Origin of the sequence: Psychrobacter sp. TB55-MNA-CIBAN-0194 (assembly GCF_040309505.1) — a bacterium.
Lineage (GTDB): Bacteria > Pseudomonadota > Gammaproteobacteria > Pseudomonadales > Moraxellaceae > Psychrobacter > Psychrobacter fozii.
The window spans coordinates 420,014-437,973 of record NZ_JBEOOW010000001.1; the positions used below are offsets into that span (position 1 = coordinate 420,014).

General features: G+C 40.8%; 14 protein-coding genes. 8 read left to right on the top strand and 6 right to left on the bottom strand.

Annotated elements, in window-relative coordinates; all coding sequences use genetic code 11:
• Positions 1 to 544: 544 nt before the first annotated feature.
• A complete protein-coding gene (locus AAEY75_RS01660; protein WP_197216083.1) occupies positions 545 to 2,245 on the top strand; it encodes an AMP-binding protein in 1,701 nt (566 codons plus the stop codon).
• Positions 2,246 to 2,520: 275 nt separating this feature from the next.
• On the opposite strand, the gene AAEY75_RS01665 is transcribed toward AAEY75_RS01660, so the two are convergent.
• The 5 genes from AAEY75_RS01665 to sohB all read right to left on the bottom strand — a co-directional run bounded on the left by AAEY75_RS01665 (position 2,521) and on the right by sohB (position 8,512).
• Positions 2,521 to 3,393 carry an SDR family oxidoreductase gene (locus AAEY75_RS01665; protein WP_352258032.1) on the bottom strand — a complete coding sequence of 291 codons (873 nt, stop codon included), beginning with the start codon at positions 3,391 to 3,393 and terminating at the stop codon, positions 2,521 to 2,523.
• A 199-nt stretch (positions 3,394 to 3,592) separates the two neighbouring features.
• A complete protein-coding gene (locus tag AAEY75_RS01670) occupies positions 3,593 to 4,357 on the bottom strand; it encodes a histidine phosphatase family protein (protein ID WP_352258034.1) in 765 nt (254 codons plus the stop codon).
• Between the two features lie 48 nt (positions 4,358 to 4,405).
• A complete protein-coding gene (locus AAEY75_RS01675; protein ID WP_352258036.1) occupies positions 4,406 to 5,650 on the bottom strand; it encodes a phosphotransferase family protein in 1,245 nt (414 codons plus the stop codon).
• Positions 5,651 to 5,917: 267 nt separating this feature from the next.
• A complete protein-coding gene (locus AAEY75_RS01680; RefSeq protein ID WP_227686654.1) occupies positions 5,918 to 7,168 on the bottom strand; it encodes an acyl-CoA dehydrogenase family protein in 1,251 nt (416 codons plus the stop codon).
• Between the two features lie 363 nt (positions 7,169 to 7,531).
• Positions 7,532 to 8,512, bottom strand: coding sequence for a protease SohB (gene sohB, locus AAEY75_RS01685; RefSeq protein ID WP_352258038.1), 981 nt, complete (start codon positions 8,510 to 8,512; stop codon positions 7,532 to 7,534).
• 379 nt (positions 8,513 to 8,891) lie between these two features.
• Here sohB and aspS point away from each other — a divergent pair, with 379 nt between their 5' ends.
• The 7 genes from aspS to AAEY75_RS01720 all read left to right on the top strand — a co-directional run bounded on the left by aspS (position 8,892) and on the right by AAEY75_RS01720 (position 16,800).
• Positions 8,892 to 10,718: an aspartate--tRNA ligase gene (gene aspS, locus AAEY75_RS01690; RefSeq protein WP_110922909.1), complete on the top strand. Its 1,827-nt coding sequence runs from the start codon at positions 8,892 to 8,894 to the stop codon at positions 10,716 to 10,718.
• 68 nt (positions 10,719 to 10,786) lie between these two features.
• The gene (locus AAEY75_RS01695; RefSeq protein WP_352258040.1) at positions 10,787 to 11,752 is read left to right on the top strand and encodes a lysophospholipid acyltransferase family protein; all 966 of its coding nucleotides are present in this window, start codon (positions 10,787 to 10,789) and stop codon (positions 11,750 to 11,752) included.
• 219 nt (positions 11,753 to 11,971) lie between these two features.
• Entirely contained in the window at positions 11,972 to 12,688 is a 717-nt protein-coding gene (locus tag AAEY75_RS01700) for a glycosyltransferase (protein ID WP_406947663.1), read from the top strand.
• Between the two features lie 20 nt (positions 12,689 to 12,708).
• Positions 12,709 to 13,707, top strand: coding sequence for a stealth family protein (locus AAEY75_RS01705; RefSeq protein ID WP_352258042.1), 999 nt, complete (start codon positions 12,709 to 12,711; stop codon positions 13,705 to 13,707).
• 56 nt (positions 13,708 to 13,763) lie between these two features.
• Positions 13,764 to 14,930, top strand: a complete 1,167-nt coding sequence (locus AAEY75_RS01710) for a nucleotide sugar dehydrogenase (protein WP_352258044.1) — start codon at positions 13,764 to 13,766, stop codon at positions 14,928 to 14,930.
• On the top strand, positions 14,930 to 15,943 hold the full coding sequence (locus tag AAEY75_RS01715) for an NAD-dependent epimerase (RefSeq protein ID WP_197216100.1): 1,014 nt from the start codon (positions 14,930 to 14,932) through the stop codon (positions 15,941 to 15,943). The genes AAEY75_RS01710 and AAEY75_RS01715 overlap by 1 nt, the downstream gene beginning before the upstream one ends.
• Before the next feature lie 89 nt (positions 15,944 to 16,032).
• On the top strand, positions 16,033 to 16,800 hold the full coding sequence (locus AAEY75_RS01720; RefSeq protein WP_352258046.1) for a hypothetical protein: 768 nt from the start codon (positions 16,033 to 16,035) through the stop codon (positions 16,798 to 16,800).
• On the opposite strand, the gene AAEY75_RS01725 is transcribed toward AAEY75_RS01720, so the two are convergent.
• Positions 16,797 to 17,933, bottom strand: a complete 1,137-nt coding sequence (locus AAEY75_RS01725; RefSeq protein WP_352258048.1) for a glycosyltransferase — start codon at positions 17,931 to 17,933, stop codon at positions 16,797 to 16,799. The two genes, AAEY75_RS01720 and AAEY75_RS01725, sit on opposite strands and share 4 nt — an antisense overlap.
• Between the last annotated feature and the right edge of the window lie 27 nt (positions 17,934 to 17,960).

Below are 17,960 nucleotides of genomic sequence, written 5' to 3' on the forward strand. Positions count from 1 at the left end.
AATATAGAGCGCTTTTTTGTGCAGAGCTAATAATTGTTATTAAAAAAATTGCAGAATTGTAACAATGACATTAAAGTAATTATGTAGCGAACTGTTTTACCAGAGAGATACTTGGTATAATAATTTAACAAATTTCTCGAAAATAAACCGTTTATCAGTTTTTTTAACCGTTTATCTCAGTATTAGTTACAACATATATTGTTATTTTTATCAAATTTAAGTATAAACTATCAAGTTCTTGTATTGTCATAACGAAATCAATTGTAGTTATGTTAATGTATTACCAAAATAAGTTACTTCACTTTTTTTGGCAGTAAAGAAATAACCCGCCGTTTAATCTACTCAGATTCTTACCTTTTGCGGTTAAATCAATTTGTAGTTAAAAACTTTATACATGTAAAGGCCACCGTATTCTAGCAGTCTGTGAATCACTATGATGTCACTCGACAATTTATTGCTATTTTAGCGATAAAATATTGTTGACACGGATGTGACTACTTTTTTATAGAACCTTAACTTATTTCAACACTTAGGGACTTCAAGTATGACAGTAGATAAACCTTGGCTTGCTCAATATCCAAAAAACGTACCCAAAACCATTAACCCTGATCAATATACCAGTCTTATAGAACTGTATGAGGAGTGTTTTGAGCGATTCCGTATGCATCCTATGACCATCTGTATGGGTGTTACTCATACTTATGGCGATGTTGATAAAGCCTCAATGGCGGTTGCAGCATGGTTACAAGCACAAGGCATTCCTAAAGGCAGCGTTGTGGCATTGATGATGCCAAACGTTCCACAATACTTGCCTACGATGATTGGTATTTTGCGCGCAGGATACGTGTGTACGCCTATTAATCCACTTTATACTGGTCGTGAACTGCGCCATCAGTTGAATGATTCGGGCGCTCAGGTTATTTTTGTGGTTGACAACTTTGCCCAAGCACTTGAGCAAGTCATCGAAGAGACCAACATCAAGCGCATTGTCCTCTCAAAAATGGGCGATATGATGGGGCTAAAAGGTATCTTGGTCAATACGGTTATCCGTCAAGTTAAACGACTTGTTCCCAAATATAATCTTAATGATCCTAAGTACCATGTTACTAAGTTTCCTGAAGTACTCAAAAAAGGTAAGCACCTACCTGTTCAGTCACCAAAAGCCACCATGCAACAAAAAGCCATTCTGCAGTATACGGGCGGAACGACTGGACTGTCTAAAGGGGCTGTTTTAACTCAACGTAACATCGTTGCTGCTGCCATGCAGTCAGAAGCATGGTACCGCCCCGTTACCTCAGATATTAATGAAGTCTATATCAATATGGTTATGGCCCTACCGCTATATCATATATTTGCGTTTATGCTAAGTCTGCTCGGTATGCGCTCTGGCTACACCTTTATATTGATACCCAATCCGCGCGATATGCCAGGGTTCATCAAAACTTTATCAAAGCAACCGTTCCATATTTTCCCTGCGGTAAATACCCTATTTAAAGGTTTGCTCGATCAGCCAAACTTTAAAGATTTGAACTTTAGCTCATTACGTATCACTCAAGCGGGCGGTATGGCTGCGACTGAACAGACAGCAGCACGCTGGCTTGAAGTAACTGGCTGTCCTATGGTCGAAGGTTGGGGTATGACTGAAGGGGTAGCTGCAGGTACTGCCAACGTCATCACTGACCGTAAATTCAACGGCACTATTGGCATACCAGTCCCTAGTGTTGATGTCATCGTAGTCGATGATAACGGCAAACGTATGGGGCTGAATGAAGCGGGTGAAATGTGCATTAAAGGCCCTAATGTCACTTCAGGCTATTTCAATAAAGACAGTAGCAATGACTTTACCAGTGATGGTTATTTCCGCACTGGCGATATTATAAGTATGGATGAAAAAGGCTATATCACCCTACTTGATCGCAAAAAAGACATGGTGTTGGTTTCGGGCTTTAACGTATTCCCGAATGAGATCGAATCTGTCATGCTAGATTGTAAAGCTATCGTTGATTGCGCAGTCATTGGTATTCCTGATGCACATCAAGGCGAAGCGGTTAAAATTTATGTCGTTCCTGCTGATAATAATGTCACTAAAAATGATATTAAAGAATTTGCATTGGAAAACTTAACTGGTTATAAGTGTCCACGCCATATTGAGTTCGTAAGTGAACTGCCAAAGAGTGCTGTTGGTAAAGTCTTACGTCAGAAATTGCGTGAAAAACATATATCAGACAACCCTCAAACTCTTTAATTTTTAAGCGCTGTCAACTTAAAAATAGAAAGAATAAAAAAAGCCCTTTACCTAATAGGTAAAGGGCTTTTTTTATTCTGTGTAATACGTTTACTTTAGGGCGTATCATCAGTTAGATTGTGAGGCTTAAAATGAGAAAAATTGTAGATAAACAAGGAAGAAATTGCCGTTAATATGAATATATTGACAAAATTACTGACGATGTTTAGCGAAATTTAGCCATTTTAAGGCCACTAAATGTATTAATGTGCTAATTGATGACACGCCCTAGCTAGCTATTTATTTACTTTATTAATCACCTGTAGTGGCATATGCTTCATCGCCTGTCCCACGATCGACCATGGCAAACTTGGTACACAAGCTTCGTCAACACCAGCTTCAATCGCCGCAACGATTGCCTTGGTACCCGTGTCAGAATCTACTTCGAACGGTAATGGCTTCGCATTTTCGTTGATTTCAGTACGAATATAGCCTGGGTAAATAGTAGAAACTTTGATGGGTAATTTAGTTAGTAGCATATCAGCACGAATGCCTTCTGCTAAGTGCGCCAAGCCAGCTTTACTAGCACCATAGGCTGTCAAATGCTTGGGCATTCCACGAATGGCTGACATGCTTGATATGACCACTAGATGGCCACTACTCTGTGCCCGAAAAATATTCATGGCGGCTTCACATTGTGCCAACGCTGAGATAAAGTTAATCTCAACCGTACGGCGGTTCGTTTCAAACCGACCTTTACCAATCCGGCGGCTTTCGCCAATACCTGCATTCACAATCACCTTATCGATATGACCAAAATCAGTCACGAACGCATCAAACACCTCAAAGATCGCATCGTAGTCACTGACATCTAAAGCTCGGTATTCAACACGGATATTAGGATACTCCGCTACTAGTTCTGACTGTAAGGTTTCTAAGCGATCAGTACGACGAGCACATATCGCAAGGTTGTAGCCAAGTTTAGCAAAGAGTTTGGCCATCCCCTCACCCAAACCTGAACTCGCACCCGTGATGAGCACGGTTTTATCATGTCCAACCTGATGCTTATTTAACTTTCGTAAATAACGTGATGGCTGAACGGCACCGATTATCTCATCTTTACGTTGTTTAGCGCTTTTAGTGACTAAATTTATCAATCTATTTTGCATGGACAGTCCTTTTCATATCGACATGAGATCAAAACAATAATCTATCATATCGCAAATTTATAGGTTGATTTTGTCAGTGATCAAAATAAATTCATAGTATTCAACAATTACGACGGCTAATCTTAATCGAATAAAAGGTGGCTACCTACCTTAAGCAACCACTTTACCTTGCTTTTAACTTTATTTACTGGTTGCTAGCTTAACGCCACGTCACAAAAGAATTACCATCAGAGAATAAATGACTATATTCATTGAGTGACATCAAGCGAGTACTTTGATCTTTGAATGTGACCGAGGTTACCCCAGTATTGACCAAGCTTTTATTCAATTGATAAGCCGTCTGACTGCCTTGCTTGAGCAGCTGTGCAGTGATAGCTGCAATCACACCACCTGAGGTGAATACCAACACCGTACTGTCACGACTTAACCCTAAACGTGCTACTTGTGCGCGTACCTGTTCAAGCGCTTGCTGTGCACGGTCATTAAACTGCGGCCAGCTTTCAATATAGTCCTGATCATTGTCGCCACCATGCCAGCGCTGCATTGCCTGATCAAATAGCTCAGCCAAACGCGTGGCTGGCATCTCTGATTTAGCCACCTCAGCCGTAATTGCACCTTTATTGATGAAGTCAGGATCAGATTTAATAAATACATCTTTGTGATTAAACTCATCAAATTGCGGCAGAATATGACTATCAGGCTCATTTATATTCATGATAGGCAACACAGGTATACCATTGCTCTCATCAGCAGCGATAGACAATTGATAGCGTGCTAAAAAATGGCGTGCAGAGTCTTGTTGCCTTACCAAACTGCCAGTAAATATCGCATCGATACGGCGCTGTGTGGCTGCATAATGCTGACCTAACATTTGCGCCTGAATACCACCCAGCTCTGAGAGTTGATCATAGTTCTCTTGCCCAAAAGACGCTTGACCATGACGTGCTAAAAGTATGGTTGTCATAAATTATTACCTTTTATCATATTTGCTAAAGTACGGTTTTCTGAATGCTTAAGCTTCAGGAGAATGAGGTGCTTTTGCAAAATAACCTTTCGGTAAAATACTTTTGACAACTTGTTGAACAGTAATTGGTAACTGCTCGATAGCAGCAGCATCTACGCCGATGTCTTCTAAATTTGGCTGGACGTACTCATTAAACAGCGCCTCACCTTCGTATTGCGCAATTAATTTAAGACATTTAGCATGCATCACGTGTATGGCAAGCCACGCATTTTTGAAAGCAGAATTGGTCGTTTGCTTGTGGTAATAACGATAATAAATCTGTTGGATAATACCTGACAAGCGGAACAAGCCGAATACTTCATAGAAAGTCCAGTTGTCTATTTCCAAACCCGATTGTTCGAGATAATAAGCAACCACTTCGTCACGTGTCATCATTCCTTCTAGATGGGTGGGCTGACGACGGAACTGCTGCATCACGACATTGTCATCTTCTTCAATCCAATAAGCCAATGCACTACCCAAATCCATCAATGGATCACCAAGCGTTGCCATCTCCCAGTCAAGAACGCCGATGACTTTGGTGGGGTCAGCCACATCAAGTATCACATTATCAAAACGCCAATCATTATGAATAATACAGGTTTTACTATCAGCAGGTGTGTGCTTGGCAAGCCAGTCTCTGACTAACGCAAAGCTGGGTACATTGGGGGTTTTTGCTTTGACATAACGCTTGTCCCAACCACTCACCTGACGCGCGCAATAGCCATCGCCTCGACCCAAATTCACCAAATCAGGGTGCTCGGTATAATCTATTTGATGTAGTTCAACCAAGGCATCTAGGACATTGGTACAAAGTAGACGAGTCTGCTCCGGATCTAGATCGATACCCTCTGGTAATTCTGCACGAGGAATAATGCCTTCCATGCGCTCCATCACGTAAAAATCTGAACCGATAACGGCTTCATCGGTACACAGAGCAATCATCTCTGGTACATAAGGATAGGCTTCTTTTAAGGCTTTTTGAACGGTATGCTCACGCACCATGTCATGGGCAGATTTGGCTTTGGTACCTTTTGGTGGACGACGCAGTATCAAATCTTGGTTTTTGTCGTTGCCTTCGTACTGTAAACGATAGGTCCAGTTTGATGCGCCACCTGAGAACTGAGTGATGGTAGGCTCGCCTACTACATCGACACCTTGGCTTCGAAGCCACTCACTAACCGCTTGGGCATCGAGCTCTTCGCCTTCACGTACCATGCCGCCTTGGTCTAGTACTTTATTATCAGTTGCCATGAGATATTCCTTATCATGTGGTCTTTTATTTTTATAACAGATATGCGAGCTAGTTCTCAATTCAATTTATCTTATGCTTATTACCATTTTTGAAATGAGGATACGCCCTAGTGATAAAACATCAGTAGTGATGAAAAATTCACTACTAAATCGTTAATAGTGAATTTTCAATTAGCATTACGATTGGCTTGTTTCTAATAAAGGTTGCATGAGCAGATCAAGATTGACTCACACCGCCGTTTGTTGAGATTGAGATTGAGATTAAGCTTAAGCTTTATCAGATTTAGTCGAACGGCTAAAGCCCTGACGTTTGAGTTCTAGTTTGGCAATCATGGTTTTGTGTACTTCATCAGGACCGTCTGCCAAACGTAGCACACGTGCTTGCGCATAGAAATTTGGTAGCAGCGTGTCTTGACAGACGCCCATACCACCATGAATCTGAATAGCCATATCGACGACTTCTTGCAATACAGTTGGTGCCACTACTTTGATAGCAGAGATTTCAGTCAATGCTGCTTTGGTGCCATGCGCATCCATCTTCTGTGCAGCATATAAGGTCATCAAACGAGCTTGATCAATCTTAATACGGGCTTCAGCGATACGCTCAAAGTTACCACCTAATTGTAGCAATGGCTTACCAAAGGCAGTACGTGACATGCCGCGCTTAACTGCTAACTCTAGAGACTTTTCAGCAGCACCGATACAACGCATGCAATGATGAATACGACCTGGCCCTAAACGACCTTGCGCAATTTCAAAGCCTTTACCTGGTCCACCAATAAAGTGGCTGACTGGCACACGTACATTTTCAAAGCTAATCTCGCCATGTCCGTGCGGTGCGTCATAATCACCAAATACTTTGAGCATACGTTTAATGTTCACACCCGCCGTTTTGACTGGTACAAGCACCATTGAATGTTGATGATGACGGTCTGCGCTCTCATCAGCGGTATATGCCATGACAATTAGAATATCAACCGCAGGATCGCCAAGACCCGATGACCACCATTTGCTACCGTTTATGACAATCTCATCGCCATCGACTACAGCGGTTGCTTCCATATTGGTTGCATCACTTGATGCCACATCAGGCTCAGTCATGCAGAACACAGAGCGCGTCTTACCTTCTAAGATTGGTGTCAGCCACTTGTCTTGCTGCTCTTGGGTGCCGTAGCGCCATAATAGCTCCATATTACCGCTGTCAGGTGCATTACAGTTGAATACATGGGGCGCAAGTAAACTGCGACCAGTTAGCTCTGCGATAGGCGCGTAATCAGTTACCGAAAGCCCTGCACCTAATGTGTCATCAGGCAAGAATAAATTCCACAAGCCAGCTTCACGCGCCTGTTTACGTAGGCTTTCGTAGGCTTCAGGCCACTCCCAGTTTTCCCAATTACCATCAGGGTTTTTCTTATGACAATCTTCCCAAAATTGCGCTTCGATTGGCTCAATGTGTGTTTCAATGAACGCTTTGACTTTGGCATGCATGGCTTGACCATGTTCTGTTGCGGTAAACATTAAATTATCGTTAGACATAAATGACTTCCTTTTCTTTATTGATTGTCTAAATCAAGTGTTGATAAAAAGCTCCATGAGAACCTTATAGTCGATTCAATTTGAAAGTAGTACAAGGCAACCGAGTGAAGATGCATATGTGATACTTCAAGCGAGATTAATGCAGTAATACTTTTATAGTGAAATGACTATAGTGCACGTACGTATACTGTTTTCTGTATGCTACATTTATATCACAGCAATTATCAATAAACAGCAAAAAGGCGCGACCAGCTAGGCCACACCTTTTACAAAATACAAACAATGTATAAAGAACCATTTGAACTCTAAAATATTAGAGATTCACTATCATAATGATATCTAACATTATTTTAGAATATTTAAGCGATTATTTAAATCAAAACGCGCGAGTGCATCAGGCAGTTTATCAACTGCTATACTCAACGTTGCCTCAGCTGCTTGCGCCAATCCTAGCTTTTCAGCGAGTGTTGGTTTTTGACGTGAATGTAGTGCGTACACTTCACTATCTTCCATGCGCTCTAAGATATAGCTGTCTGATGTTTGCAAGCTATCAATCAAATTAAGTTTTAGCGCATCTTCGCCATACCAATGCTCTCCAGTGGCCACTTTTGCCACATCGAGTGTTGGACGATAGTTATTGACAAAGTGTTTGAATAACTCATGCGTCTGCTCTAGTTCTTCTTGATATTTGGCACGATCTTCAGCATCGTTCTCACCGAACACAGTAACTGTGCGCTTGTAATCACCTGCGGTAAACATCTCATAATCTACATCATGGTTTTTTAGCCATTTATGAAAGTTTGGCAACTGTGAGACCACGCCAATTGAGCCAATAATAGCAAATGGTGCGGCCACTACCTTATCTGCCACACAAGCCATCATATAGCCACCGCTCGCGGCGACTTTATCAACACAGACAGTTAGCTTTAAACCAGCATCTTTTAGGCGAACCAATTGCGCTGCGGCCAAACCATAACCATGCACCACACCACCACCCGACTCAAGGCGCACGACGACTTCATCACCTTTGCTTGCCGTGCTGATAAGCGTGCTGATTTCTTCGCGTAGATGCTTAACCGCTGTTGCTTTGATATCACCATCAAAATCAAGGACAAAAACTTGTGCTTTATCATCAGCATGTTTTTTCTTATTTTTGGTTTTTACCTTTAGTGCCTGCTTGGCTTTCTTGGCCATTGTTTTTTTGAACTGCTTGAGCGCCGCTTTACCTTGCGTGGCTTCAATTAAGTCTTCACGGCGTTGCTCTTGGTTTTTGTTTAGATGAATGACGCGCAATTCGACAGGGTTTTTGGCAGGATGAAAAAGCATGAACAGTATTCCTTACATGATTAAGATAACTTTAATAAGATCAATAGCAATAGGATCAATAGAATTTTATAAGTGAGCTTGATATAGGCACAGTCACTCAGGTTTTCAAGCAAAATGACAATTTTTAACCCAATACAAATGTTTGGGCACAAATACATCTGATACCTAGGCATTCCTATACTTCGATTGGACTCAGCTGGTTGTATAACAAGGGCAGATTAGGCATAATACGCGTTTACATTAAATTTTCTGCAGTCGACGTGATGGCCATTTGTCTTAATCGCGTTGTTTGTGCGTTTTTTTAGCGAATAGCTTGAATCGCGCAGTAATGGCTGCATTATTGTATTTCGAATTGGGCTGACAACTGGATAACTATATTATGACGCATAGCGAATACCGAGACGAATATTGCGGAGCTGTAACCGAAAGCTTAATTGAGCAAACCATTAGTGTCGTAGGCTGGGTACATCGTCGTCGCGATCACGGTGGCGTGATTTTTTTAGACATGCGTGACCGCGCTGGTATCTTGCAGGTAGTCGTCGATCCTGATACCCCAGAAGCTTTTGCTACTGCTGATGCGGTACGTCCTGAATATGTGCTAAAAATTACTGGTCGTGTACGTCGCCGTTATGAAGGCACTGAAAACGCTACTATGACCAGTGGTCAAATCGAGCTACTAGGCAAAGAGATTGAAGTACTGGCCAAATCTGAAACACCACCATTCCCATTGAACGATGAGAAGACTACCGTATCAGAAGATTTGCGTCTTAAGTATCGCTATCTCGATATGCGCCGTCCGCAAATGCAAGAACGTATGGTGTTCCGAGCCAAAGCGACTTCAACAATTCGTCGTTATTTAGACGATCATGGTTTCTTAGATGTTGAGACACCTATTCTGACTCGTGCGACGCCAGAAGGTGCGCGTGATTATCTAGTACCATCGCGTACTCGCCCAGGTAACTTTTTTGCATTGCCACAGTCACCACAGCTGTTTAAACAGTTATTAATGGTGTCAGGTTTTGACCGTTATTATCAAATCGCTAAATGCTTCCGTGATGAAGATTTACGTGCTGATCGTCAGCCTGAATTCACTCAGGTGGATATTGAGACTTCTTTCTTAAATGAAGAAGAAATCATGAACATCAACGAAGGCCTTATCAAGCATTTGTTTAAGACCATGATGGACGTTGAGTTTGAACAATTCCCTCGCATGACTTACGCAGAAGCGATGCGTGACTATGCATCAGACAAGCCTGACCTACGTATTCCACTAAAACTGGTTGACGTTGCAGATTTGATGAAAGATGTCGACTTCAAAGTGTTCGCAGGTCCTGCTAACGATCCTAAAGGTCGTGTGGCTGCCCTACGTATCCCTGGTGGCGCATCATTAAGCCGTAAGCAAATCGATGCCTATACCAAGTTCGTTGGTATCTATGGTGCACGTGGTTTGGCTTATATTAAAGTCAATGATGCTAGCAGCATCAACAACGGTGTGGACAAAGAGTCTGGCCTACAGTCTCCAATCATCAAAAACATGACTGATGATGTGCTTGTCAGCCTAATCGAGCGTACTGCTGCAGAAGATGGTGATATCATCTTCTTTGGTGCGGACAAAGCCAGTGTCGTGAACGATGCAATTGGTGCACTACGTCAAAAAATTGGTCTAGACCTTGAGATGACTACCTGCCAGTGGGCGCCACTTTGGGTCACTGACTTCCCAATGTTTGAAGAGACTGACGATGGTCGTTGGACATCAATGCATCATCCATTCACCAAGCCTAAAGGCTCAGTCGATGAGTTGAAAAACAACCCAGAATCTGCCCTTTCTATCGCTTATGATATGGTATTGAATGGTACAGAAGTTGGCGGTGGTAGCTTACGTATCAATACTTACGATATGCAGCAAGCCGTACTTGAAGCTCTAGGTATCGGCGAGCAAGAAGCTGAAGACAAGTTTGGCTTCTTACTTGATGCATTGAAATTCGGTGCACCACCGCATGGTGGCTTAGCATTTGGCTTGGATCGTTTGATTATGCTCATGGTAGGCGCTGACTCTATCCGTGACGTGATTGCCTTCCCAAAAACCAAAACTGCTGAGTGCCCACTAACTCAAGCACCTGCTGGCGTTGATGGCAAGCAACTGCGTGAACTTGGTATCCGTGTGCGTGAAAAAGCACAGGCTGACACCAATCAACCTGCACAGTAAATAGTTAAGATAATGTTTAGTTCTTTGCTATCTAACTGGTTACGTGATTCATCACCGTGTGAATGGTCATGAATCCGTATCATATTTTTAGAATCGTGCCATTGTCTGTATTGCAGATGCTGGCACGTTTTGTTGCGTGGGTGATTATAAAGATACCCAGCTTAAGTATTATGCGTACTGTCAGTACCAACATGGCGCTGATTGCCCCTGAATTATCCACTACGCAAAAACAAGCGTTAACCAAAGAAATCATCTATCACCAGTGTTTAACCAGTATTGAGTCGATCAAAAGCTGGGCGATGTCTCCTGAATGGAGTATCGCTCAAATTCGTGATGTCCATAATAAAGATATTTTATTAGAAGGACTTGCCAGTCCTAACGGCATGCTTGCAATCGTCCCACATCTCGGTACATGGGAGATGATGAATGCTTGGCTCAACCAGTTTGGTTCGCCGACCATAATGTACAAGCCCGTCAAGGGTAATATTACCAATGACTTTGTTTTACAAGGTCGTTCACGACTCAATGCCACGTTAGTTCCTACTGATGGTAGCGGTGTCAAAGCTGTCTTTAAAACGCTTAAGCAAGGTGGTTTTAGTATTGTGCTTCCTGACCATGTACCTGACCCATCGGGCGGTGTGGTTGTACCCTTTTTTGGGGTAGAAACATTGACCAGTACGCTGGCCTCAAAACTCGCTAGCAAAACCAAATGTGCGCTAGTCGGCATATCTTGTATTCGCCGTAAAGATGGTCATGGGTTTGATATCTATTGTTATAAACTTGACGACCCAGCACTCTACGACCGCAATGCCGAAACAGCTGCTCATGCGCTGAACCAAGCCATGCAACAGATGATTGAGAGCAAATGTAGTCACTATATGTGGGGCTATCGACGTTTCAAGCGCATTCCCTCATTGGGAAATCCTTATAACGCCAATGAAGAAACTTTGGCGAAATTCATTCGCAATAATAAGCAGTCTATTCATCACGATCATAACGCTAGTGATACGGTAAAATCCAATAGCAATGAGTAATAACCGTACAATCAGTTAAGCGTTTAGAGAGGTGGTGAATCGTAGTCGTGCTAATATTAGCTAACTTTTAAATCTTTTATTTTTATACCTTTTATTTTATTAACTATTTTTTATTGAAATCAATATGAGTGCATTATGGCAACTGACGTAACGAAGACCTCATCGACAGACCACACGAAAGCAAAGCTTAAAGTTGCTGATCAGCGTTATGTCATCTGTATGAAATGGGGTGATAAATACGGTCCTGAATACGTCAATCGCCTTTATAATATGGTCAGCCGCCACCTTACCTTAGATTTTCAAATGGTCTGTCTCACCGATGATAGTACGGGCATTGATCCTGCTATTACGTGCCACCCTATCCCAGAGATGGACCTACCAGCAGGTCCTGAGCGTGGTTGGAAAAAACTCACAACGTTTAAACCAGAGCTGTATGACCTTAAAGGGGTTGCGCTATTTCTAGACATCGATATCGTGATTGTCGATAATATCGATGCTTTTTTCACTTATGAAGCTGCACATAGAGACAGTGTTGTTATTATTCGTGATTGGAAAAAGCCATGGCGAATGATTGGTAACAGCTCCGTGTATCGCTTTAACATTGGTATGGGCACTTATCCTGATTTGCTTGCAAACTTTGAGCGGAACTTCGACACCATTAGGCAGCAAGTGCGCCACGAGCAAGCTTATCTATCCAACTATTTGCGTGAGCATCATCATTTAGAGTACTGGGATAAAACCTGGTGTGTCAGCTTCAAGTACCAGTGCATTGCCCCCATTCCATTCAACTTTGTGCGTACACCTACTCTGCCTGATAACGCAAAGATTGTTATCTTTCATGGTGAGATTAATCCACCAGATGCCATCAACGGTAGTGGCGGCAAATGGTATCGTCATGTTAAGCCAAGTCCTTGGCTAAAAGATTATTGGCGATAGGCTCGAACAGAGGATAAACCATGAAGTCAAATAATGAAAAACAAATAGATATTGTCATTGCTTGGGTAGATGGTGATGATCCAGCGCTTAAACAAAAAAGAGCACAATATCAAAAAACAACGAGCGCTGCCTCTGACGCCATCAGCTCAACACGATTCGCTAGTAATGATGAGATTTATTACAACATTGCTTCTATCTTAAAATACGTTCCTTTTTGTCGCTATATTTATGTGGTTACAGACCAACAGCAGCCAGCACTTATCTCTGAATTTTCCAATCAAGGTATTTGTGCTAAAGATAAAATACGTATTGTCGATCATAAAGAAATATTTTCTGGATACGAGCAATTTCTGCCGACCTTCAACACCAGATCTATTGAAACCATGCTATGGAATATCTCAGGTCTATCTGACTACTTTATATACATGAATGATGATTTTTTCTTTAATCAGCCTGCTATTCAGGAAGACTTTTTAGACAATGACAATATTATTATTTATGGACATTGGAGAAAAAGTGCTCTTTTACAAGCCAAGCTAAACTATCGGAAATCTCTACAAAAATTATCGGGTAAAGCCGTTCAACCCAAACATACCGTTGCTCAGATGTTAAGTGCTAAAGCGCTTGGGATGAATCAGTTTTTTGAGGTTCACCATTATCCACATGTCGTTGATAAGAACATTTTAAAGAGCTATCTACTAGACAACCCTCAGTTGCTGAACGAGCAGATTAGGTATAAATTTAGAGACGTGGCTCAAATAAATCCTATTACACTAATGAATCATTTAAAAATTCAGAAGAACGAAACCTCTCTTAAACCACCGATATCCGTTAACTACCTCAAAAATGAAAATAGTGTTGAAGGTTTTTTAGCTGATTTGCATAAAGAATCAATTAAATATGGCTGCATACAAAGCTTAGACTTGCTCAATTCAGGCTCATGCAAAAGAATTAGCGATGCTATGATTCATAAATTTTCAGCGTATCTGCCGCCATCACTATTACAAGCTGCTAACTAATAAATGCTAGATAGCAGTCGATAAAATAATAAACAAAATATAATATTGGGATTTTTATGAAAATAACAGTGGTAGGTACAGGCTATGTCGGTTTATCTAATGCTATGTTGCTTGCTCAGCACAATGACGTTGTAGCTGTTGATATCATCGCTGAAAGAGTCGAGCTGCTTAATGCCAAGCAGTCGCCTATTGAAGACATAGAGATTGAAGATTTTTTACTGAATAAAAATATTAACTTTACCGCTACGTTAGATGCTAAATCTGCTTATAAAGATGCTGATTTCATTATCGTTGCCACCCCTACTGATTACGACTCAAAAACCAATTACTTTAATACTAAAAGTGTAGAGAATGTCATTGAGGAAGTGCTTAGTGTCAATAAAACCGCGTTAATCATCATAAAATCCACTGTCCCTGTTGGATACACCAACGAAGTTAAAGAACGTTTTTCAACAGATAATATTGTCTTTTCTCCTGAGTTTTTGCGAGAAGGCAAAGCGCTCTATGACAATCTTTACCCTTCTAGAATCATCGTTGGTGAGCAATCTGAACGTGCCAAGCAATTTGCAAACTTACTTCTTGAAGGCGCCTTGAAAAAAGAAGTCCCTCAGCTGTTTACAGAATCTACTGAAGCTGAAGCCATTAAATTATTTTCTAACACCTATCTAGCGATGCGTGTTGCCTATTTTAATGAGCTAGATACTTATGCCCAGACCTTTGGACTGGATACCAAGCAGATTATAGAAGGCATTGGCTTAGATCCTCGTATTGGCAACCACTATAATAACCCATCATTTGGCTATGGTGGCTACTGCCTGCCCAAAGACACCAAACAGCTATTGGCAAATTATGATGAAGTGCCGAGCAATCTTATTAGAGCCATCGTTGATTCAAATAGTACCCGTAAAGACTTCATTGCGGATAAAATCATCGAAAGAAAGCCCAGAATTGTGGGTATTCATCGACTGGTTATGAAAAGTGGCTCAGACAATTTTAGAGCCTCCGCTATTCAAGGCATCATGAAACGTATTAAAGCAAAGGGTATCGAGGTCGTTGTTTACGAACCTGTATTGAAAGAAAATAACTTCTTTAACTCGCGAGTTATTCAAGATTTAGAAGCATTCAAATCAATGAGTGACGTCATTGTAGCAAACCGCCTATCTACTGACATAGAAGATGTAGCGGATAAAGTATTCACAAGAGACTTATTCGGGAGCGACTGATGAATATATTAGTCACTGGTGCGGCAGGTTTTATCGGTTTTCACTTAATCAAGGCGCTCTTAAAAATAGAGTCGACTGATCAAAACCATTTCATCGTTGGTATCGATAACATCAACGATTATTATGACGTCAATCTAAAAGCAGAACGTCTAAAAATATTAAGTGACTTATCAGAGCCAGAAAATTTTACATTCATTAAATTGGATCTTGCTGATCGCGAAGCCATATCTGGACTTTTTTCCACCTACCAATTTGATACGGTTATTAATTTGGGTGCACAAGCAGGTGTCCGCTACTCTATAGAAAACCCACACGCCTATGTTGATTCAAATGTGGTTGGGTTTGTGAACATCCTCGAAGGCTGTCGTCACCATGCTATCAAGCATCTGATCTATGCAAGCTCTAGCTCTGTCTATGGTATGAACATCAAGCAGCCATTTACAACTTCTGACTGTGTTGATTTCCCTATTAGCTTGTATGCTGCCACAAAAAAATCAAATGAGCTCATGGCACACAGCTATAGTCACCTATATAACATTCCAACGACAGGACTACGGTTCTTTACGGTTTATGGCCCTTACGGTCGACCTGATATGGCATATTTCTCTTTTACTAAAAGAATACTGGCTGGCGACCCAATTGACGTCTTCAACAATGGCGATATGCAGCGTGATTTCACTTATATTGATGACATCGTAAAAGGTGTCATTCGAATAATAGACAAAGTTCCCTCTCCCCAACATTCCACTATCACTACAACATCAGCCCCTTATAAGATTTATAATATTGGCAATAATCAACCTGTAACTTTACGCCGTTTTATCACTGCTATTGAAAGCGCTTGTGGCAAAAAAGCTCAAGAGAACTTGTTACCTATGCAAGCAGGCGATGTACCGATCACTTACGCAGATATAGACGACTTGGTAGATGATATTGATTTTAAACCTGAGACTAGCATCGAGGATGGGATTGAAAAGTTTGTCACTTGGTATAAACAATATTATTCAGTATGATTGGGTATCTTTCAGAAGCAATATAAGCATCTATATTTCGGACATTTAAGCTCTAATCGCATCATACCTTTTTAAAGGATTTTAGTGACATGACCACATCTACAAACTGGCAAAGAAAACTGCTATTAATATTTCGAAGTGAAAAAAGATTGAATGCGGGTAAAGTTTTTAAAAATTATGATGGCAAAAGCTTTGATGAGATGAAAGCAACAACCATTACTGAAGCATTGTGCGATATTGAAGCGCTAACAGATGAGCGTAAAAGTACAGACTTAGAGATCCATTTAAACAACCTAAAGCATCAATCGTTGGGTGAGTCTGAGCTCTGTTTTTATCACAATACGCTTGTTATATTGATGCGTCGCAAATACAAAACAGATAAAACCTTTGCTGAATTTGAAAGACTTTGGAAGGCAGAAAGCGATTATTTATTAGAGCATCTCTCATTACGTTGGATAGTTTCTGCTTGCGATACTTTCATCGACTATTCAGATGACACTCATAGAGCTGCAATCCTGATGAACGTCATTACTCTAATGAATACCTTGAGAGTGCATGAAACCAGAAGTTTTTTACAGTTAAGTGCTAACGCTGAACCCATGCCACTACTGGATGAAAAAACTGATCAACTTTATGCTGGGGATTTACCCTTATATGACGGGCTTACCTATTTTCGTATAGGTACAGACGATAGCTTAAGAAATATGCGCAAACGCTATAATAAATTCCTTAAAGTCGACAAATTAGCGACAACTATACTATTGGCTGTATTCGAAAAACTACAAAATAATCAAAGTGCGTTTGCCACGCTACGGCAATTACACAGAGATGATTGGTCTAAATGGTGGTTGGATTAAGATTTCTCACCTATATTCTCACAATTAGAAGCGAACTCAATATATTTTTTGGCTATCGTGATAGGTAGCAATGCCTCATTAAATTCAGAATGAAATTGCTCTGAATTTTTCATTGCTAAGCTTAATTTAGCAGCAATCGCATCTATATCTCTCATTGGCATTAAGTTGTTTTGAGGCAATAATTCACTTGGACCTGAGGGACAGTCAGTACTAATAACTGGTGTGCCTAACACTTGAGACTCTGCAATTACCAAAGCAAAACCTTCCCAATCAGAAGTTAGTACTTTAAATCTTGCATGTTTTATATAAGGGAAAGGGTTTTCATGGAAACCTAAAAAAACCACCTTATCCTCTAAGTTGAGTTCAACTACCAGTTGCTCTATATCATTCTTAAGTTTACCTTTGCCTAAAAGCAATAAAGGTAGAGACTGATCTGTCTTAGCATAAGCTCTCAAGAGTACATCATGACGTTTTGCTTCTTTAAAGCTACCCACATGAATAATATAATTCTCATACTCAGGAACGAACGCGTCACCTAGTTTTCGAATACAGTCTCTATCTATTGGATTGTGAATGGCTATCGTTGGTGTAATATCACCAAAATTTTCTAAAAAATCTTTCTGAACGCCATTGCTTACGCAGGCACAAGGATTTTTTGAGTAAATCTTAGTAAAGTTTTCTTTTTTCTGATGACCGATATCAGCCTGTTGAAACTTATACAATAAAGATAAAGTATTATGAATCACATATACAATATTGGGCAAACGACTATAACTAAAAATGCTGTCTGAGCGATCAAGATTGGATAAAATCACATCAGGCTGACCAATTTTTTTTGTGATATAGCGATCTACAGTACGAGCAAAAAACTTATCTCGACGCTGTGCTCCTGGTATCTTTTTATAAAGCCTGAATTTTAGAACATGATAAATAAGGTTCGGATTAAGGTCATACTCTACCCGAGGCTTGAATCTTAAAACATGTACTTCATATCCCAACTCATAAAAGCCCTGCCCTAATGTAAGTACAACACGCTCAGCGCCACCACCTTGTAGGCAGTTGATGACTAAAAGTATTTTTTTCTTATTTTCTCTAGGTAAATTATTGATTATGCTCGTGGCATTATTAGTCATTTTAAACTTTCTTAAAAGTGAGTGTTT